At 26.2% G+C, this 16474-nt stretch carries 18 protein-coding genes; 1 reads left to right on the top strand and 17 read right to left on the bottom strand.

Translation table 11 applies throughout. The annotated features are described in order from the left end of the window. Positions 1-99: 99 nt before the first annotated feature. The 17 genes from OW729_RS13285 to OW729_RS13205 form a co-directional block, all read right to left on the bottom strand. Complete coding sequence (locus tag OW729_RS13285) at positions 100-627, bottom strand: hypothetical protein (protein WP_268062019.1); 528 nt, start codon at positions 625-627, stop codon at positions 100-102. An 81-nt stretch (positions 628-708) separates the two neighbouring features. Next, positions 709-1596, bottom strand: coding sequence for a methyltransferase domain-containing protein (locus tag OW729_RS13280; protein ID WP_268062018.1), 888 nt, complete (start codon positions 1594-1596; stop codon positions 709-711). A gap of 114 nt (positions 1597-1710) precedes the next feature. Then, positions 1711-2724: a UDP-2,4-diacetamido-2,4,6-trideoxy-beta-L-altropyranose hydrolase gene (pseG, locus tag OW729_RS13275; RefSeq protein ID WP_268062017.1), complete on the bottom strand. Its 1014-nt coding sequence runs from the start codon at positions 2722-2724 to the stop codon at positions 1711-1713. Between the two features lie 15 nt (positions 2725-2739). Continuing rightward, positions 2740-3792 (bottom strand): pseudaminic acid synthase, encoded by a 1053-nt coding sequence (gene pseI, locus OW729_RS13270; protein ID WP_268062016.1) that lies wholly within the window; start codon positions 3790-3792, stop codon positions 2740-2742. An 86-nt stretch (positions 3793-3878) separates the two neighbouring features. Continuing rightward, positions 3879-4889 carry a dTDP-glucose 4,6-dehydratase gene (locus tag OW729_RS13265; protein WP_268062015.1) on the bottom strand — a complete coding sequence of 337 codons (1011 nt, stop codon included), beginning with the start codon at positions 4887-4889 and terminating at the stop codon, positions 3879-3881. Positions 4890-4911: 22 nt separating this feature from the next. Continuing rightward, positions 4912-5634, bottom strand: coding sequence for a glycosyltransferase family protein (locus OW729_RS13260; protein WP_268062014.1), 723 nt, complete (start codon positions 5632-5634; stop codon positions 4912-4914). 20 nt (positions 5635-5654) lie between these two features. Further along, positions 5655-6326, bottom strand: coding sequence for an HAD family hydrolase (locus OW729_RS13255; protein ID WP_268062013.1), 672 nt, complete (start codon positions 6324-6326; stop codon positions 5655-5657). Next, entirely contained in the window at positions 6323-7246 is a 924-nt protein-coding gene (locus tag OW729_RS13250) for an ATP-grasp domain-containing protein (protein ID WP_268062012.1), read from the bottom strand. The genes OW729_RS13255 and OW729_RS13250 overlap by 4 nt, the downstream gene beginning before the upstream one ends. 127 nt (positions 7247-7373) lie before the next feature. Continuing rightward, positions 7374-8495: a glycosyltransferase gene (locus OW729_RS13245; RefSeq protein ID WP_268062011.1), complete on the bottom strand. Its 1122-nt coding sequence runs from the start codon at positions 8493-8495 to the stop codon at positions 7374-7376. Positions 8496-8511: 16 nt separating this feature from the next. Further along, complete coding sequence (locus OW729_RS13240) at positions 8512-9954, bottom strand: glycosyltransferase (RefSeq protein ID WP_268062010.1); 1443 nt, start codon at positions 9952-9954, stop codon at positions 8512-8514. A gap of 20 nt (positions 9955-9974) precedes the next feature. Beyond that, complete coding sequence (locus tag OW729_RS13235) at positions 9975-10901, bottom strand: NAD-dependent epimerase/dehydratase family protein (protein ID WP_268062009.1); 927 nt, start codon at positions 10899-10901, stop codon at positions 9975-9977. Positions 10902-10947: 46 nt separating this feature from the next. Beyond that, positions 10948-12048, bottom strand: a complete 1101-nt coding sequence (locus OW729_RS13230) for a glycosyltransferase (protein ID WP_268062008.1) — start codon at positions 12046-12048, stop codon at positions 10948-10950. Between the two features lie 36 nt (positions 12049-12084). After that, positions 12085-12543, bottom strand: a complete 459-nt coding sequence (locus OW729_RS13225; RefSeq protein WP_268062007.1) for a hypothetical protein — start codon at positions 12541-12543, stop codon at positions 12085-12087. Positions 12544-12548: 5 nt separating this feature from the next. Continuing rightward, on the bottom strand, positions 12549-13631 hold the full coding sequence (wecB, locus tag OW729_RS13220; RefSeq protein ID WP_268062006.1) for a non-hydrolyzing UDP-N-acetylglucosamine 2-epimerase: 1083 nt from the start codon (positions 13629-13631) through the stop codon (positions 12549-12551). Between the two features lie 318 nt (positions 13632-13949). Then, entirely contained in the window at positions 13950-14249 is a 300-nt protein-coding gene (locus OW729_RS13215; protein WP_268062005.1) for a hypothetical protein, read from the bottom strand. A 4-nt stretch (positions 14250-14253) separates the two neighbouring features. Beyond that, on the bottom strand, positions 14254-14406 hold the full coding sequence (locus OW729_RS13210; RefSeq protein ID WP_268062004.1) for a hypothetical protein: 153 nt from the start codon (positions 14404-14406) through the stop codon (positions 14254-14256). 22 nt (positions 14407-14428) lie between these two features. Then, complete coding sequence (locus OW729_RS13205; protein ID WP_268062003.1) at positions 14429-15001, bottom strand: polysaccharide deacetylase family protein; 573 nt, start codon at positions 14999-15001, stop codon at positions 14429-14431. Positions 15002-15575: 574 nt separating this feature from the next. Between OW729_RS13205 and OW729_RS13200 the strand changes: the two genes are divergently transcribed. Continuing rightward, on the top strand, positions 15576-16286 hold the full coding sequence (locus OW729_RS13200) for an IS4 family transposase (RefSeq protein ID WP_268062002.1): 711 nt from the start codon (positions 15576-15578) through the stop codon (positions 16284-16286). Positions 16287-16474: the final 188 nt, after the last annotated feature.

Genomic DNA, 16474 nt, shown 5'->3' with positions numbered 1-16474 from the left:
ATTACTTTACTTTGTTTGTGAAATAATAGTTTCTCTTCCTATACTTATCGCAAATTTTCTTTAAAACTTAATCCAAATATTAGGGGATTGAATCTCTTATTAGCTTTTATCTAAAATCTCCTTACATTTCTTTAAGTTACCCTCTTTAAAAACTTTTTTAAGTTCCTTAAAATCCTCTTTTAATTTTTTAATATCTTTCTTTGCATTAATAGTATCATCTTTAGTTTTAACCTTCACTAAAGCATTTTCTATACTATTTAAAGCATTTATACAATCATCTATTAAAATTATAATTTCTTCTTTTTTATTTTTATTATCTATATTATTTTTTAAATAATTTATAGCTTTATCTAAAGTACCCAAAAGCTCTGATACTCTATTCTTGATATCTATGCCATTTTGCACTTCTTTATTATTATCTAATACAAACTGATTTTTTAATTTTTTTGGTGTAATATTTAATGAAGAGTTTTTTAAATTTTGTTTACCTTTTTCTTCTATGCTATCTTTCTTTTTTATAGCTTGAATATTATTATTAAAATTTTTAATTTTAACAGCTATAGAAGTACAAAAGAAAATTAAAGAAAGTACAAAAATCATTTTTTGTTTGTTTGAAAGTTTTTTCAAATTATTTCTCCACCTTTTATATGTTTTTCAATCTTTAGGCGTCCATTAGATGAGTTTTGAAAAAACACACCAGTGATATTATTATAAGAATTTTGTTGCAATAATTGCATTTTGAGATAATAAACATGGTATATCGTCTATTATTGGATAAGCAAGAAGACTTTCAGGTGAATAATAAGCATTATTTTTTCTAATCATATTTGTTTTTGTAATAGGACAACATATAGGATTTTCAACCTGTTGTTTAGATTCTTTTTCAATTATTATTAATCCCGTAGGATTTAGTTGATTTGCACAAATATCAAATAATCTATGTTCAATTACTTTATAACCAAGCTCTATAGCTGTGGAGTATAGTTTAGTTACATATCCATGTTCAATCATTCTCTTCTGTGACTTCTCATCTGCTAATTCGTAATCCGGTTCTAATAAAATTAGATATTTATTTGTTATACGATATAATTCTTCCAAAGCTTCTCTCTCTTTTCCTCCATTAGGCTCTACTGAGTGAGAAGTATATACTATATCTATAGAATTATCTTTAAATGGAGCACAAAATAAATCTCCTGTAAATAACTCAACTTCATTTAAGTTTAATTCATTTAGAAACCTCTTAGCATATTTTATTCTTGACCAAGATACATCAAATCCATAGCAATTTTTAGGTCTTTTATTTAAAGCTAGCATTAAAGGCCCTAAAGTAGTTGCTTCCCCAATACCTACTTCTAATAATGAATTAACTTCTTCTAGTTTATTAATTATATCAGCAAGATAATTACAATATTTATTTTTTAATATTGGATTTTTTTTATAGTAATCACTATATGTTCCCGCTTGCAAATCATAACTTATCATAATGTCCTCAATACTATTATAGTCATTATTTTCCATTATTTTTAAATACTTTATTATATTTGTATCCTTAAGATACAATTCCTTAATTCTATTTAAAATTTTTAATTTATCCATGTTTTTCATCTCCTTAAATATCAATTATATTAAAAATATTAATTTAAGATTTTGTATATTTTATAACACACTCAATACTTTTATGTATTTCTTAGCATCATCCATACTATATTATTATTTTATATGTAATTGTACCTTTAACTCTTTTGCTATTCTTGCTACTCCATTACCGTCAATAGATTTCTTAGCTTTTATAGCGATTTCTCTCCTCATTACAAAATCATTACATAAGATGTTTAAACTATTAACAAACTTATCTTTAAGTAATTTATCATACCATCCCATATTTTTTATCATACCTAATTCATCCATCTTCCTAGCTATTTGTTGCTGATTATCTACCACAATTATTCCAAGAGTAGGCACATGGCAAACTGTCAACTCATATAATGTGCTTCCACAAGCTGATATTGCAATATCACATTTATTCATTATCTCAATCATATTAGCATTAAAATATAGTTTTATATTAGATTTCAGTTTTTCTAATTCTCTTAGCTTCTGTATATTATTTTCTTCAAAAGACGGACCTATTACAACATGAAAATTAAGTTCTGAATCTTTTACATAATCTAAAATCATATTTGTAATTCCATTAGTATCGGATCCACCTAGAGTTATCATAACATTAGAAACTTTTTTATTAATAACTCTATTAGAAATATTTCTAAATTCTTTCCTTAACATAACATATTGAGTTCCTAAAAATAATTTAGTATCCTTGTTTGTTTTATATACATAATCCTCTGCCCCAATATTTTGATTTATTATAAAATCAACATTAAAGTAATATAAATTCATGTCATCTATATAACCTGTTAATTTAAAATATTTTTTTGTTTCATTAAAATAATCTTCATTCACATCATAACTATCAGTTATTAAACAATCTGCTAAAATGTTTTTTAGTTCATTGAAAACATTATTTTCATCAATAGTCACCACATTAAATCCTTGAGATCTAATTTTATCTATACCTTGCTTATACCTGTCTGAGAAAGAATTATCTACTTTACATACATAAAAAACATCATTGGTCTTAGCAAGCTCTTTCGCTAAAACCAATGTTCTCATAACATGACCCATACCTATCTTATTTCCACCATCTGCTCGAATCGCTATTTTCATATATATCACCTGTTTTTATCTTATAAACTTCCAATCCATTGGAGTTCCTTTACTTATATTACAACTAGCTTTTTTACCAATAACATCTTTTATATATTTAGTTTTCATACCAAACCCTGGTCTTATACTTTTTACATTTTCTTCAGTAAATTCTTCTCCTTCTTTTACATCTTTTACTACAAACAATGACCTCGAATGTTGTCTACTATTCTGTTGTTTTTCAGTAAGATCATAGCTGATTTTCCCTAAAGCTCTTTCTACATTTCTTATGTCTACAACCATTTGTTTAAACTCATGAGGTTCCATAGAAAAAGCTGAATCAGGTCCACCATCTTCTCTACTTAAAGTAAAATGTTTTTCTATTATTTTAGCTCCTAAGGCTACAGCAGCTACAGATACCGCACTACCTAAAGTATGATCTGAAAGCCCAGTTACAACATCAAAAGTTTCAGCTATATTAGGAATAGTTGTTAAATTTGCTTCTTCTACAGGCGCTGGATAAGCACTTGTACATTTTAATAAAGCAATTTGATTATTTCCAACTTTCCTGCAAGCATTTATAGCTTCTTCTATATCCGAAAGAGTTGCTATACCTGTTGACATTATTACAGGTTTTCCTTTAGATGCTATATATTCTATAAAAGGTATATCTGTTATTTCAAAAGAAGCTATCTTGTATGCTGGCACATCCATATCTTCTAAAAACTCAACAGCTGTTTTGTCAAAAGGAGATGAAAACCAAATTAAACCTTCATCTTCAGCTATTTGTTTTAATTTAGGCTGCCACTCCCAAGGAGTATATGCTTCTTCATATAATTTATGTAAAGTAGTTCCATCCCAAATTGTTCCTTGCTTGATTTGAAAATACTCATTATCACAATCTAAAGTTATTGTGTCTGGTGTGTATGTTTGAAGTTTTATAGCATCTGCTCCTGCCCACTTGGCTTTTTTTATAATTTCAACTGCTCTGTCAAAGTTTTGAAGATGGTTTGCTGACATTTCAGCTATAATAAATGTAGAGTTGTTCTCTCCTATTATTTTATCTTGAATTTTTATTAAATCGCCCATAAAGTCAACTCCTTTCATTTTAAAAGAATCATCCTAATCATATGACATTCTTTATGATTCTTTAAAATTTTAATACAAAACATATACTATATTGATAGCATATTGCTTTTTATCCATTCTTCCGTTTCATTTATCCCTTCTTCTAAAGTGTACTCAGGATTCCAATTTAAAATTTCTTTTGCTTTTTCATAATTACACTTTAATTTCATTATTTCACTTTGAGGATGAATATGTTTTACATGATTAATATCAACTCTACCTTTTGAAATAATTTTTGCAAGTTCATTTATAGTTACCTCTCTTCCTGTGCCTGCATTTACTATTTCCCCATATACTTTATTTGAGTAACCTGTCATGACTACAAATCTTGCACAGTCTTTTACGTAAAGTAAATCTCTTGTTTGATTTCCTGTCCCATATATATTCAACGTCTTATTATTTAAAGCATTTTTTATAAATATAGCTACTACGCCACCTTCTCCTCCTGTCTTTTGAAAAGGTCCATAAGTATTAAACGGTCTTATTACTACTGTAGGAATTTTATATGCATTATAATATGAAAGCACCATATTTTCAGCTGCTATTTTAGCACCTCCATAAGGAGATACTGGTTTCGTTGGATGAATTTCATTTATACCCTCTTCTCCTGCTTTATCATAAACCATACATGTACTCATAAATACAACTTTGCAAGGGTAAGTATCTTCATTCTCATCTATTACCCATTCATCCCCATCCATCTTAGCATTTTTTCCAAACATCTGAATTTTAGCTTTTTCTAAAATATTAAAAGTTCCCACTGTATCATTATAAAAAGTTGTTGCGGGATCATCTATACTATCTTGTACATTTATGGAGGCAGCTAAATGATATACAATATCAAACTTATCCCCATTGAATATTTCATCTAAAGTTTTCTTGTCTTTTATATCTCCTTTTATAAATTTAAATTTATCATTACTTTTGAATTCTTCTATATTTTCAAGTCTTCCATTAGATAAATTATCTAATGCTAAGACATTATGTCCATCTTCTAATAATCTTTTCACTACCCATCTACCTATAAATCCCGTTCCACCTGTTACTAATATTTTCATGCCTTCACTTCCTTACATTTAATTAAACATTCTTTTGAACAACTTGTTTATTTACATTTGCAATTTCTCTATTTTTATCTAAAAATTCAACTACATCTTTAGCTGATACATTTTCATCATTGAAATTTTCATATATTAAACTTACTAACTTAAAATCCTCTTCTGTATCAACACACAATCTATAGTCTTTTTTATAAAAACTATTCCCTTTAACATAACCTATTTTAAATATCTCTGGATGATTATACATATAAAGTGTTACATGTTCCTTATATTTTTCCTCTTTAGCTAGTTTAAAGGTTTTATCTAAAGCTTCTTTCGAAAACACTTCTACGTCAAAACCTCTAATAAAACTTTCTGGAACATCTAGCCTAACATAATCAAAATTATTCATTAAAAAATAACTTACTACATTATCCACTATTACAGGATCAATTAAGGGACAGTCCCCTGTAACTCTTATTATTATATCTCCACAGTATTTATCACTAGTTATTTTATACCTCTCAAGAACATTGTCTTCACTACCTCTAAAAACATCATAACAACCTTCTTTTACTGTTTTATTTAAAATATCATCTTTTTCTAAATCTGAAGTTGCCAATACAACTTTATCTATGTATTTACTCTTTTTTAATCTATCTAGAGTATGCATTATCATAGGCTTATTCAAAATAGGTTTTACAACTTTTCCTGGTAACCTTTCTGAACCCATTCTTGCTTGAACTATAGCTAATACTTTCATTAATAATCCCACCTTTTAAATCAAATGTCTTGAATTATAGGAATTAATTCATCTAAACTACTTATATCGTAATCAGCTTCATAATTTTTATCTAGTCTTGCTTTAATATGATCCCCTTCTTGTCTAATTATTCTTATTGTCTTATATCCGATCTTTTTTGCTCCAAAGAAATCCTTACTAGGATTATCTCCTATGTAGATACATTCCTTTGGTGAAACTTTAAATTTATCTGCCATATTTTGAAAAGGCATTATATGAGGTTTCCAATACTCTCTTCCCAATTCATCAGTTACTATAATATTATCGAAATGTTTTTCTAAATCTAAAATTTTGATTTTATTCCATTGAACATAAGCTAACCCATCAGTTATAAGTCCTAATTTATATTTGCACCTTAGCTTATTTAATATCTCTATACTATCCTCATATAAATTTAGCTTTGGTTTGGAGTTTCTATACACCTGAACCAAAGCCTTAATGTCTTCATTTATATTATAATTATCACATATTATGTTGAATATTTTACCTCTGCCTTCTTTATGTAAAATACTAAGCATATCTTCATATAATATGTTAGCACTAATTCCATATTTTTTAGATAAATATATTGCTACTTCCTTAAAAGCTCCAAACACAAAGTCCTTTTCATTATACAATGTATCATCTAAATCAAAAACCACTACTTTTATCATATAAATACCGCCTCGTCATATCTTAACATAGTAATTTCTTTAAAGTCACCTACTATAGGATTTATTTTTCCTTTATTACACATAAGGTTAAAATATTTTCCGTAGTTAACTCCTGCTTCAAAAGACAATGGAACTCCTCCACCAAATCTAGGATTCACCTCTATAAATTTAATTTTTTTATCTTTAGTCACTATACATTGAATAGTTATAGGACCTATAAACTTAGCTTTAGAACATAAATCCAAAACATCATTTATTATTGGAAAATCTTTAACAGTCCTACTTTTAGAAACTTCTCCAGAACGCACTTCAATTCTCTCTCTTGGGACAGCTGATATAACTACTCCATTTAAATCACATAATACATCTATTGTATATTCTATTCCTTCTATACATTCTTGTATTATAGGCTTTTCTATGTATTCAATAAAAAAATGTAGTTCTTTTTCATTTTTAATTTTAAAAACATTACTACTTCCCATTCCATCAATAGGTTTTATTATTAAAGGATAATCTAATTTATTGGGTAAACTGTCTTTCAAATAAGTTTTAGGTGTATCTATATTGTTATTTATAAAAAATTCATAGGTACTATACTTGTTATTAAATGTATTTATTACATCTAGATTACTTAACAATAATTTTGTACCTTGCTCTTCAAATCTATTTCTAAAATTACATAGATTAATAAACTCTTTTTCATAAAGAGGTATTAATAAATCAACTTTTTCTTCCTTACAAATCTTTAAAAGACTCTTTATATAAAGTGGGTGACTTATTTTTGGCACCTTATAAAATTTATCTACAAATTTTTCTGCTGGTACCAAATCCCCACAATCTACACCAATAACACAGCAGTCTTTTTTTAAATATTCTATAAGTTGAACTCTTTTGCCTATAGCAGTTAGTAAAATTTTCATATTTGTTCCTCGTTTCAAAAATTTTATCTTATATTTAACATCACTAACACTTCGATCCTTAATATCTTTTAACTAGTCGGTTTCGACTTTTAATAATATTTTATGAACTTCATTGTAAAGATAAATTCTATTTATACATAGTTAAAGTTTTTCTTAATTCTCTTTCAGTTAATTTATAATCAGTATTTTTTTCATTAACTTTATTTATATTGATTTCTGCATCCATATACCCTGGTCTTATATTTAAAGCTTTTTTAAACATATCAATAGCATATGTACTATTATAACTCGATAGAGCACACCCTAAATTGTTATAAGCTTCTGCCATATTAGGATTAAGTTTGATAGCATTTTCATAATATTCTTTCGCTTCCTCATAAGATTGTAAAAAATAATAGCAATTTCCTAGAAAAAAATAAACTGCTGCTATCTTTTCATATTTTAGAATGCCAATTAAAACCTCTTTTGCTTTCTGCCATTCACGAATCTTTATTAATATTTTGGAAAATAATTGTTTTTTCTCAAGTTCATCAAAGCTACTTTGCCAAACTATATTTTTTATTTTTTCAATTCCTATTTTTTTTATTATTTCTATTTCATTATCAAATTGTTTTTTATGATTGTTAGTTAAATTATTTTGATGCCTTCTATAGACATACAAAGATTTTGGTATATATGCAAAGTTAAATTTTTCAGCTAGTCTTAATGTGAAATCATAATCTTCTGCATTAGTATATTCTTCATTATATTTTAATCCATCCTCTATACATCTTCTTCTAAACATTATAGAAGCCGGTCCTGGTATTATCTGTCTTATAAGCATCATAGATAAAAAATCTTCTCTGTCATTATAAACACCTTCACTTTTTAAAGTATTTATATAATTTAATTTTTCATCTTCTACCTGAATATCATTGTAAACTACATCTATTTGTGGATTATCTTGTAAAAATCTAACTTGTTCCTTTAATTTATCTTTTTCATAAATATCATCTGCATCTAAGAAACATATGTAATCACCTTTTGCTTTTAAAATTCCAAAATTTCTAGCCGATGCTACTCCTCCATTTTCCTTATAATAATACTTAATTTCATCTCTATATTTCTCCAATTTTTCACAAGTACCATCTGTAGAACCATCATCAACAACTATTACTTCTATATCTTTATAAGTTTGGTCTAACACACTTTCTACTGCCTGTATTATATATTTTTTTGAATTAAATGTAGGTATAATTATAGTAACCATAAAGATCCTCCATTAATTATATTATACTGTAAATATGATTAATATAATCTTCTATTGAACATGCTTCTTTCACTCTATCAATACATTTCATCCCAAATTTATATAATTTTTCTCTATTAAAGTATAAAAACTCAATATTATTTGCCATTCCAACAAAATCTCCTACCTCTACAACAAAGCCATTAATACCATTTGATATAAATTTTTTTACACCACTAACATTTGTAACAATAGGTACACATCCATTTCCTAAAGCTTCCAACATAGCAATACTTGTTCCTTCAAAATCTGATGTATTAATATAAACATCCATTTGCCTCCAAAAATAATTCATCTTATTATTTGGTATTTGTCCATATAAAAACACTTTATTATTAAGTTTTTTCTCTATAATAAACTCATTTATTATATTATAGTAGTCACCGTTTCCAGCAATATGAATTTCATAGCTTATTTCTCTACTTTCTAAATCATCTATAAGATTAATTAATAGATCGCATCTTTTTGCTTCTTTTACAAGCCTACCTCCAAACCCAATTTTTAAAGGCTCTTCTTCGTTAGAATAGCTATTTCTTTTTCCTTCTATTACTACTGGAGATATTTTTGTAATAATATCCTCATTTCTTTGTGGCAATAATTTTATGAATTTATTAGAAATCTCATCACTAACACATATAAATTTACTTATAATTTTAGAGTAATTAATATTTTTCTCATATGTATCGTCAGATATAGAATGAAGTATAGATATCACTTTAACAAAGTCTGGATATATTTTTTTTAAAATATTAGCTATTAAAAAAACTTCTTCAGAATGATTAGGAATAATAGTAATAGGTAGGTACTTTTGTAACTTTACGCATCCTTCAATTAATGAATTTAAATAATTATTATCATCTATATAAAAGTCTAATATTTTTTCTTTAAATTTAAATCCTATCACTTCTGGATTATCACCCTCTCTTGGTTTTAAATTCAATAAATATGTATTATCATATTTCTCGTTTAGTGCATTACTTATTGTAGAGGATAAAGTCTCTACTCCCCCTAAAGAAATCCCACAAGGTAGTGCCATAAATACACTTTTATTATTTAAATAGATAACTTTCTCTTTTTTAATTCTACTTATGAAATAGTTAATATTATCCTCTATAAGCATCTTTGTATAGTTATACATATTATCAAAATTAATTTTATATAATAACCCCACTGTCTCTAATTGATTAGATATGTCATTTATAAACATACTGCCTATAATTATATAATATCTTCCCAAATCTATATTTTTTAACGTTTTAGGTGATTTTATGGGTTTTCCACAAACCATGGTATCCCATTTATTTTCATCATTATCCACAAAAAATTCAACTTTATAATTAAAGTTTCTTAAAATATTAAACATTTTCTGACCCGCTTTGGATGCTCCAAAAATAATTATTTTTTTTATATTATTTTCCAAAATATACACCTCATTTGTCTTTATACTTTTTTTTCCATTTCAAGATATTTTAACATGTTTCTAAGACCATCTTCTAGACGTATCTTTTGCTCCCACTTTAATATACTATTTATTTTCACATTACTCATAAAACTAAATTTAATATCACCTTTTCTTTCTTCTTTATTGATAGCCTTAATATCTTGATCCAATATTTTATTAATAGACTTAACTAATTTATTAATACTTGTCTTTGTACCAGAGCACACATTAAAAATGCCATTAATATTACCACTCATTGCCATTAAAGTAGCTCTTGCAACATCTGTTACATAAATAAAATCCCTTATTTGCTCGCCATCTCCAAAAATTATAGGTCTTTCTCCATTAAACATCTTATTACAGAATATCGATACCACTCCCCCTTCTCCTGAACTATCTTGTCTCGGTCCATATACATTAGAGCATCTTAACGAAACATAATTAATCCCATAAATTTTATTATATACATCTAAATAATGCTCCACTGTATGTTTACTTACACCATAAGGTGAAAGCATACTTAGAGGATGCTTTTCATCTATAGGTAAATATTCTGGCTCCCCAAATATAGCTGCCGAAGCCGGATATATTATTTTTTTCACTTTACTTCCTTTACAAGATTCCAAAACATTTATAGTTCCTAATATATTTATCTCTGCATCTAATATAGGATTTTCTATTGAATTTTCCACACTTATTTGTGAAGCTTCATGTATAACATAATCTGGTTTTTCTTTATCAAATATATCTTTTATTTTATATTTATCTCTTATATCTACTTTATAAAATACAGCTCTTGAATTAATATTTTTTAGATTACCATGATATAAATTGTCAACCACAACTACTTCATAACCTCTTTGTATTAACAAATCAACTATATGAGAACCTACAAAACCTGCTCCCCCTGTTACTAAAACTTTCATCTTTATTCCTCCATGTATAAAATTTAGTTTTTCTTATCATCCTACATTATATTATTTTCTCTATCACTGCCTTTAATTTAAATTCCCATGAAAGATTTTTTTCAGCATAGTTTCTCATCTCTTTGGCAACATCTCCATTTTCATGTATTTTATTACAAAATTCAATTAAATTATGTATATTTATTGGTGTATTATCATTTGTTGCTTTAAAAGCATATTTAAAATCTAATGAAAAATCTAAATCATCATAGCCTAAAACAAATGGTATTCCTCTCGCACAATATTCTCTTACTTTTAATGTCGCACCATCTTTTAAGCCTATTCTATACATACCTAAGCTTCCAATAGCTAAATGACTTTTATCAAACATTTCACTTAACTGATTTCCATCCTTTATACCATGAAATACTACATATTTTCCCAATTCCAACTTATACACAAGATTCTTTAAATTTTCTAGTTCATTTCCATTACCTATAATATTAAAATAAACTTTTATCTCTGGTTTTTCTTTATAGTATTCACTTAATCCTAATATCAACCTATCATATCCATGCCATTTAGATATATTGGCAACAGCTATAAGATTTAATTCTTTTCTATCTTGTTCTATTTGATTTTTCAGTGGTATTTTTTTTAAATTAATTCCATTCCCTAATTTTAATACTGGAATAGAGAAAATTGAATTTAAATTATTGTAACAAACTCCAAAATCAACAAATTTATTAATATATCTTCTAAAAAATTTATCTATTTGTAATATTCTTTCATTATTCAACTCTTCTTCATATGGATATGTAGGAAAATCTAATATAATTTTTACTTTAGAATTACTATCTTTTATACTTTTTAAGAAATTTAAAAAATAATAATTACTTAGTGGATATCTTACATATATAACATCATATTTATTTATGTTAATTAAATTTAATATTTTATTATAATAATCCCTTGTACTACTAGGTCTAAACTTTATTTCTTTATTGCTGCAAATTTTCTTTACCATTATAAAATGAAGCTTATTGTATATTAAATCTATATCAATTCCATAATTACTAAATGCATCAACTTGTCCAAATATTTTATTTAAGACCCCTAAACTATTTTTATTTGTAACATCCAAATTAGACATCATTAATAACTTCATAAAATCAGTTCCTTTTTCTTTTTTTAATTTGTAATATTATTCATAATATATTTCAGTTACAATATCATCAATACACATAATTTTGTTAAGTCCTAACTTACTTAAGTTTTCTTTTATTTGATCATAGGCATAAATTGGCGTTACAACAATACAATCTACTTCTTCCATATTACTTAATTGTTCTAATTTTATTATTGGTATTTGATAATTTTTTTTATTTACATTGCCTTGATCTATTAAATACTTAGTATATACCTTATTACTATTTTTTAATTCATCATATAAAAGTTCACCTAAATTTCCTGCTCCATAAACAGCAATAGTCTTTATTTTATTTTTCAAAAAATAATCTTCTATATTTTTATTATTTAATTTATTTTTTAACCATAAATAAAGTATACTATAGTATACTTTATTTCTATAGTTCATTGAATCTACTTCATCTAAAGTATTTACATATAAATTTAATAATTCTTTATCACCAAATTTATCCATCACTTTTAACACCTTACTCTCGTATTTATCAAATTAATAATATCTATAACTGCCTTCCCTTTTCCAAAATAATTTTTATTTATCATATTATAATCAATATTAGTATTATACGCCTTATCAATTATATCTTCACAATCAATTTTACATAAAACATTCAAATTTCCATTTAAAGTTTCTATCCATTCTGTTTCATTTCTTAAGGTTATACACGGAGTATTTAAAAAGTAAGCTTCCTTTTGCATTCCTCCTGAATCTGTTAAAACCTTTTTAGCATTTTTTATTAAATAAAGCATTTTCAAATATCCAACCGGTTCAATTATACTTATATTTTTAAATTCACACTTTTTATTTAACTCTTTTACTATATTTTTGATCCTTGGATGAACTGGAATTATAACTTTACTATCTAGTTTATTTAAAGTATTTAATAGTGTTGTTATCTTTTCTATGTTATCCGTATTTTCAGCTCTGTGTAATGTAGCTAAATAATAATTTTTCTCTTCTATTTTTACATCATTTACAGCTAAACCTTCTTTAAATTTGTTTTGTGCCATGTCTCCAAAAAACAAAGTAGAATCATACATAACATCACCAGTATTATAAACATCTTCTATTATTCTTTCATTACGTAAATTATCTACTGCTGTTTTTGTAGGACAAAACAAATATGTGGATATATTATCAGTAAGTATTCTGTTTTGTTCTTCTGGCATTTTTTTATTAAAACTCCTAAGACCTGATTCTATATGAATTACTGGAATATGTAGTTTTGAAGCTGCTAAAGCTCCTGCCAATGTGGAATTAGTATCACCATATACAATGACAGAGTCTGGCTTTTCTTTTAAAATTACTTCTTCAATCTTTATAAGCATTTCTCCTGTTTGTCTTCCATGAGAGGCAGAGCCAATTTTTAAATTATAATCAGGTTTTGGTATTGCTAGTTCTTTAAAAAATATTTCTGACATGTTTTTATCATAGTGTTGTCCCGTGTGAACAATTATTTCATTATGCGATTCTCTTAATTTTTTAGAAACTAATGTAGCTTTTATAAATTGTGGCCTAGCACCAATAACTGTTAAAAATTTCACATTATCACCTCTGGTACTTAATATTTTATTGTCATCATCTTTAATTTTATCGTTTATTTATACTAAATCTTTAAAATTAAAAGCACCCATAAGTGAGTGCCTATAAATTTTAAAATAATTTTCTTTTTATAAAATAATAAGGATATGCAAAAATGTATATTATAAATATTCCTATTAAAGCAAATAATACTTTTACAAAATAAATTATTTCACCTAAATATTTATCTATACATAAAGAAACAAAATTTAATTTTTCTTCTTGCATTTCCCCATTTACATTAAATAAAATGTATTTTTTACAGTTTATCTTTGAAGCTATCAAAAAGCATCTTGAAAATCAGGAAAATCTATATAAGAAGATGGGATATACATTTCATCAGCTTTTACACACTTTAATTTACTTTTCAAATTTATATCTTTTTTAAACTCTTTATACTTAAAAAAACCATTCTGTTTTTCTATATAATTTATATGAGGATATTTCTCTTTAAAAGCTTCAATAGAGCTTTTTTGTATTAAACAATAGATGTTATCCTTCTTATTATGTTCTTTTAGATAACTTATAAGTTGCTCCATAGTCTGCATATTAGCAATTCTCATTATTAATATGGTTTTCATTTAATCACCTTTGCTTCTTATTTTCTAACATACTAATTATTTTTTCACCACTTGTTCCAAATGCATTGTTTTTATATAAATACTTCATAGTATTTTCAAATACATCTTTCCAACCATTCCAATTTTCTTTATCAAAAGATGAATTATGCCAAAGCAAAGTAAAAACTCCATTATGCTTTTTAACAAATATCTATCTTTTCTTTGATTGCTAAAAACCCATCTTTTTTACTTAAATTTCTATATTTCTTATCCTTTAAAGTCCCTTCCATTACAATAAGGGGAATTTCCCAGATATCTAATTTCCTATTTTCTAGTACATCAAAAGGTTTATACGTCATACATATACCACACCTAAAGCCATCATAATCTGCAAAAGATAATGTAGTATCATATAATAATCCTACTGTTTCACTTATTCTAAAGCTTTCAGGTGCTTTAAACCTTAAATAATGGTTTCTTCCACCATATATCTTATTTTCAACATGCTTGTCTAATATTTTTTCTTTTTCTCTTTGTTCTAAGTTACCAAAAGAATTAAAACTATAGTGATAACCTATCTCACAATTTTCTTTATATAGCTTATACATAAGTTCTAATATTCTAGTATCATTTATCTTATAAAAATTATCTTTGTCAGAATTTCCTCCTGTCATAAAATAGAAAGAAGATTTAAAATTATATTTTTTCTCTATATCTCTAATATAGTTAAACGTAAAAAAAGGATCTTTCTCATAATTAATATTACTTAGCACATGATTAAATATAATCTTATAAGCATTAATAGCTTTTTTATACTTTAAATTTTCTCACTAGTGTTTAATTAATGGATTTAAAATACTATTGACAATAATCTTATGTAATAAGCTTCTATTTATACCATCAATATATAAATGAAAATAGCCAGCAACCTTGCTTTAATATAATTACCACTAACCATAAAAAAGCAAGAAAGGTGCTGACTATCTATGGGTAATTATATCACTATTTTTGAAAAATTATTAGATATTGTTAACTGGAACACTTTGAAAAAATCTACGTATAAGTTAGATGTTGACTATAATATAGCATGAAATCATTTAAAAACTCATCTCTACTTTCATTTAGCGAAGCTAGATAGCTTAAGGGATATTGATGATTTCATGCAATCAGACTCTAAGCTAAAGGAGTCAATAAAAAGCGTTAGCTTGGGAATGTTATCTAATTATAACAATCATATTGATTATAATGTTTACATTCCAATATTGAATGAACTAATTTCTAACGCTTTAGAACAACTGCCTGTAAGTGAGAAAATAAAAAAGTTTGGAACCATAAAGTTAATAAAGTATGGCTAAAACTTATTTTCAATGGGCAGAATTTCGCTCTACAAAAGCAGGAATAAAGCTTCATACAAAATTTAACTTAAGCAAAGGAGTTCCAGAGCTTATAATTGTGTCTAATGCTAAACCGCATGATAGAACTAAGATGAAAGAACTTATTACAGAAAACAATTGTATATATGTCTTTGATAAAGGCTATGCTGTCTTTAAAAAGTTTGATGAGTTTAGCAATAAAGGAATACGCTTTATCACGCGATTAAAAGATAATGCTGCTATAACTGAAGTAAGTAAGCTTGAAATAACTTACTCTGACGTTACCCTACTAGATGATTCTATAAATATCATTGAAGATATTGTTTGCTATCTTGGTACAGAAGATATTAATATGACAAAAAATCAGTATAGGGTTATAACCGTAGTTGATTCTGAAGGTCAGATACTAACCTTTGTAACTAACATACTACAATATACCAGTGAAGATATAGCATGGTTATATAAAAAACATTGGGATATCGAGCTATTCTTCAAATGGATTAAACAAAATTTAAAAATAAAAAGATTCATAGGTCATAGTCTCAATGCAGTCATGATGCAAATTGTTTCTGCAATAATAACATTTATTATAGCAAAAACTAATACAAGACGTAACCAAAACAGCCTACGGCTTATTAAAAATAAAGAGATTAATAAAACACTCACTTGCAAAATTAGTGGATAGTAGCTTATTTTCTTGGGATAAGTGGCTAGATAGTTAATAGTAGTTTAAACCCATATATTTCCACGCAAGCTATCGCTATGAGGGCAAGTCTGCCCTTTTCTATAGGAATTTTATACCAAGATAGTTTAATTTAGAAACTTATCTATAAAAATTATTAAAATATAAATATCAATGAAAATATTTTCTAA

The organism is Clostridium brassicae (assembly GCF_026738875.1).
In the GTDB taxonomy this organism is placed as follows: domain Bacteria; phylum Bacillota; class Clostridia; order Clostridiales; family Clostridiaceae; genus Clostridium_H; species Clostridium_H brassicae.
The sequence above is the reverse complement of the archived record's forward strand: the minus strand, read 5'-3'. Positions and strand labels throughout refer to the sequence as shown.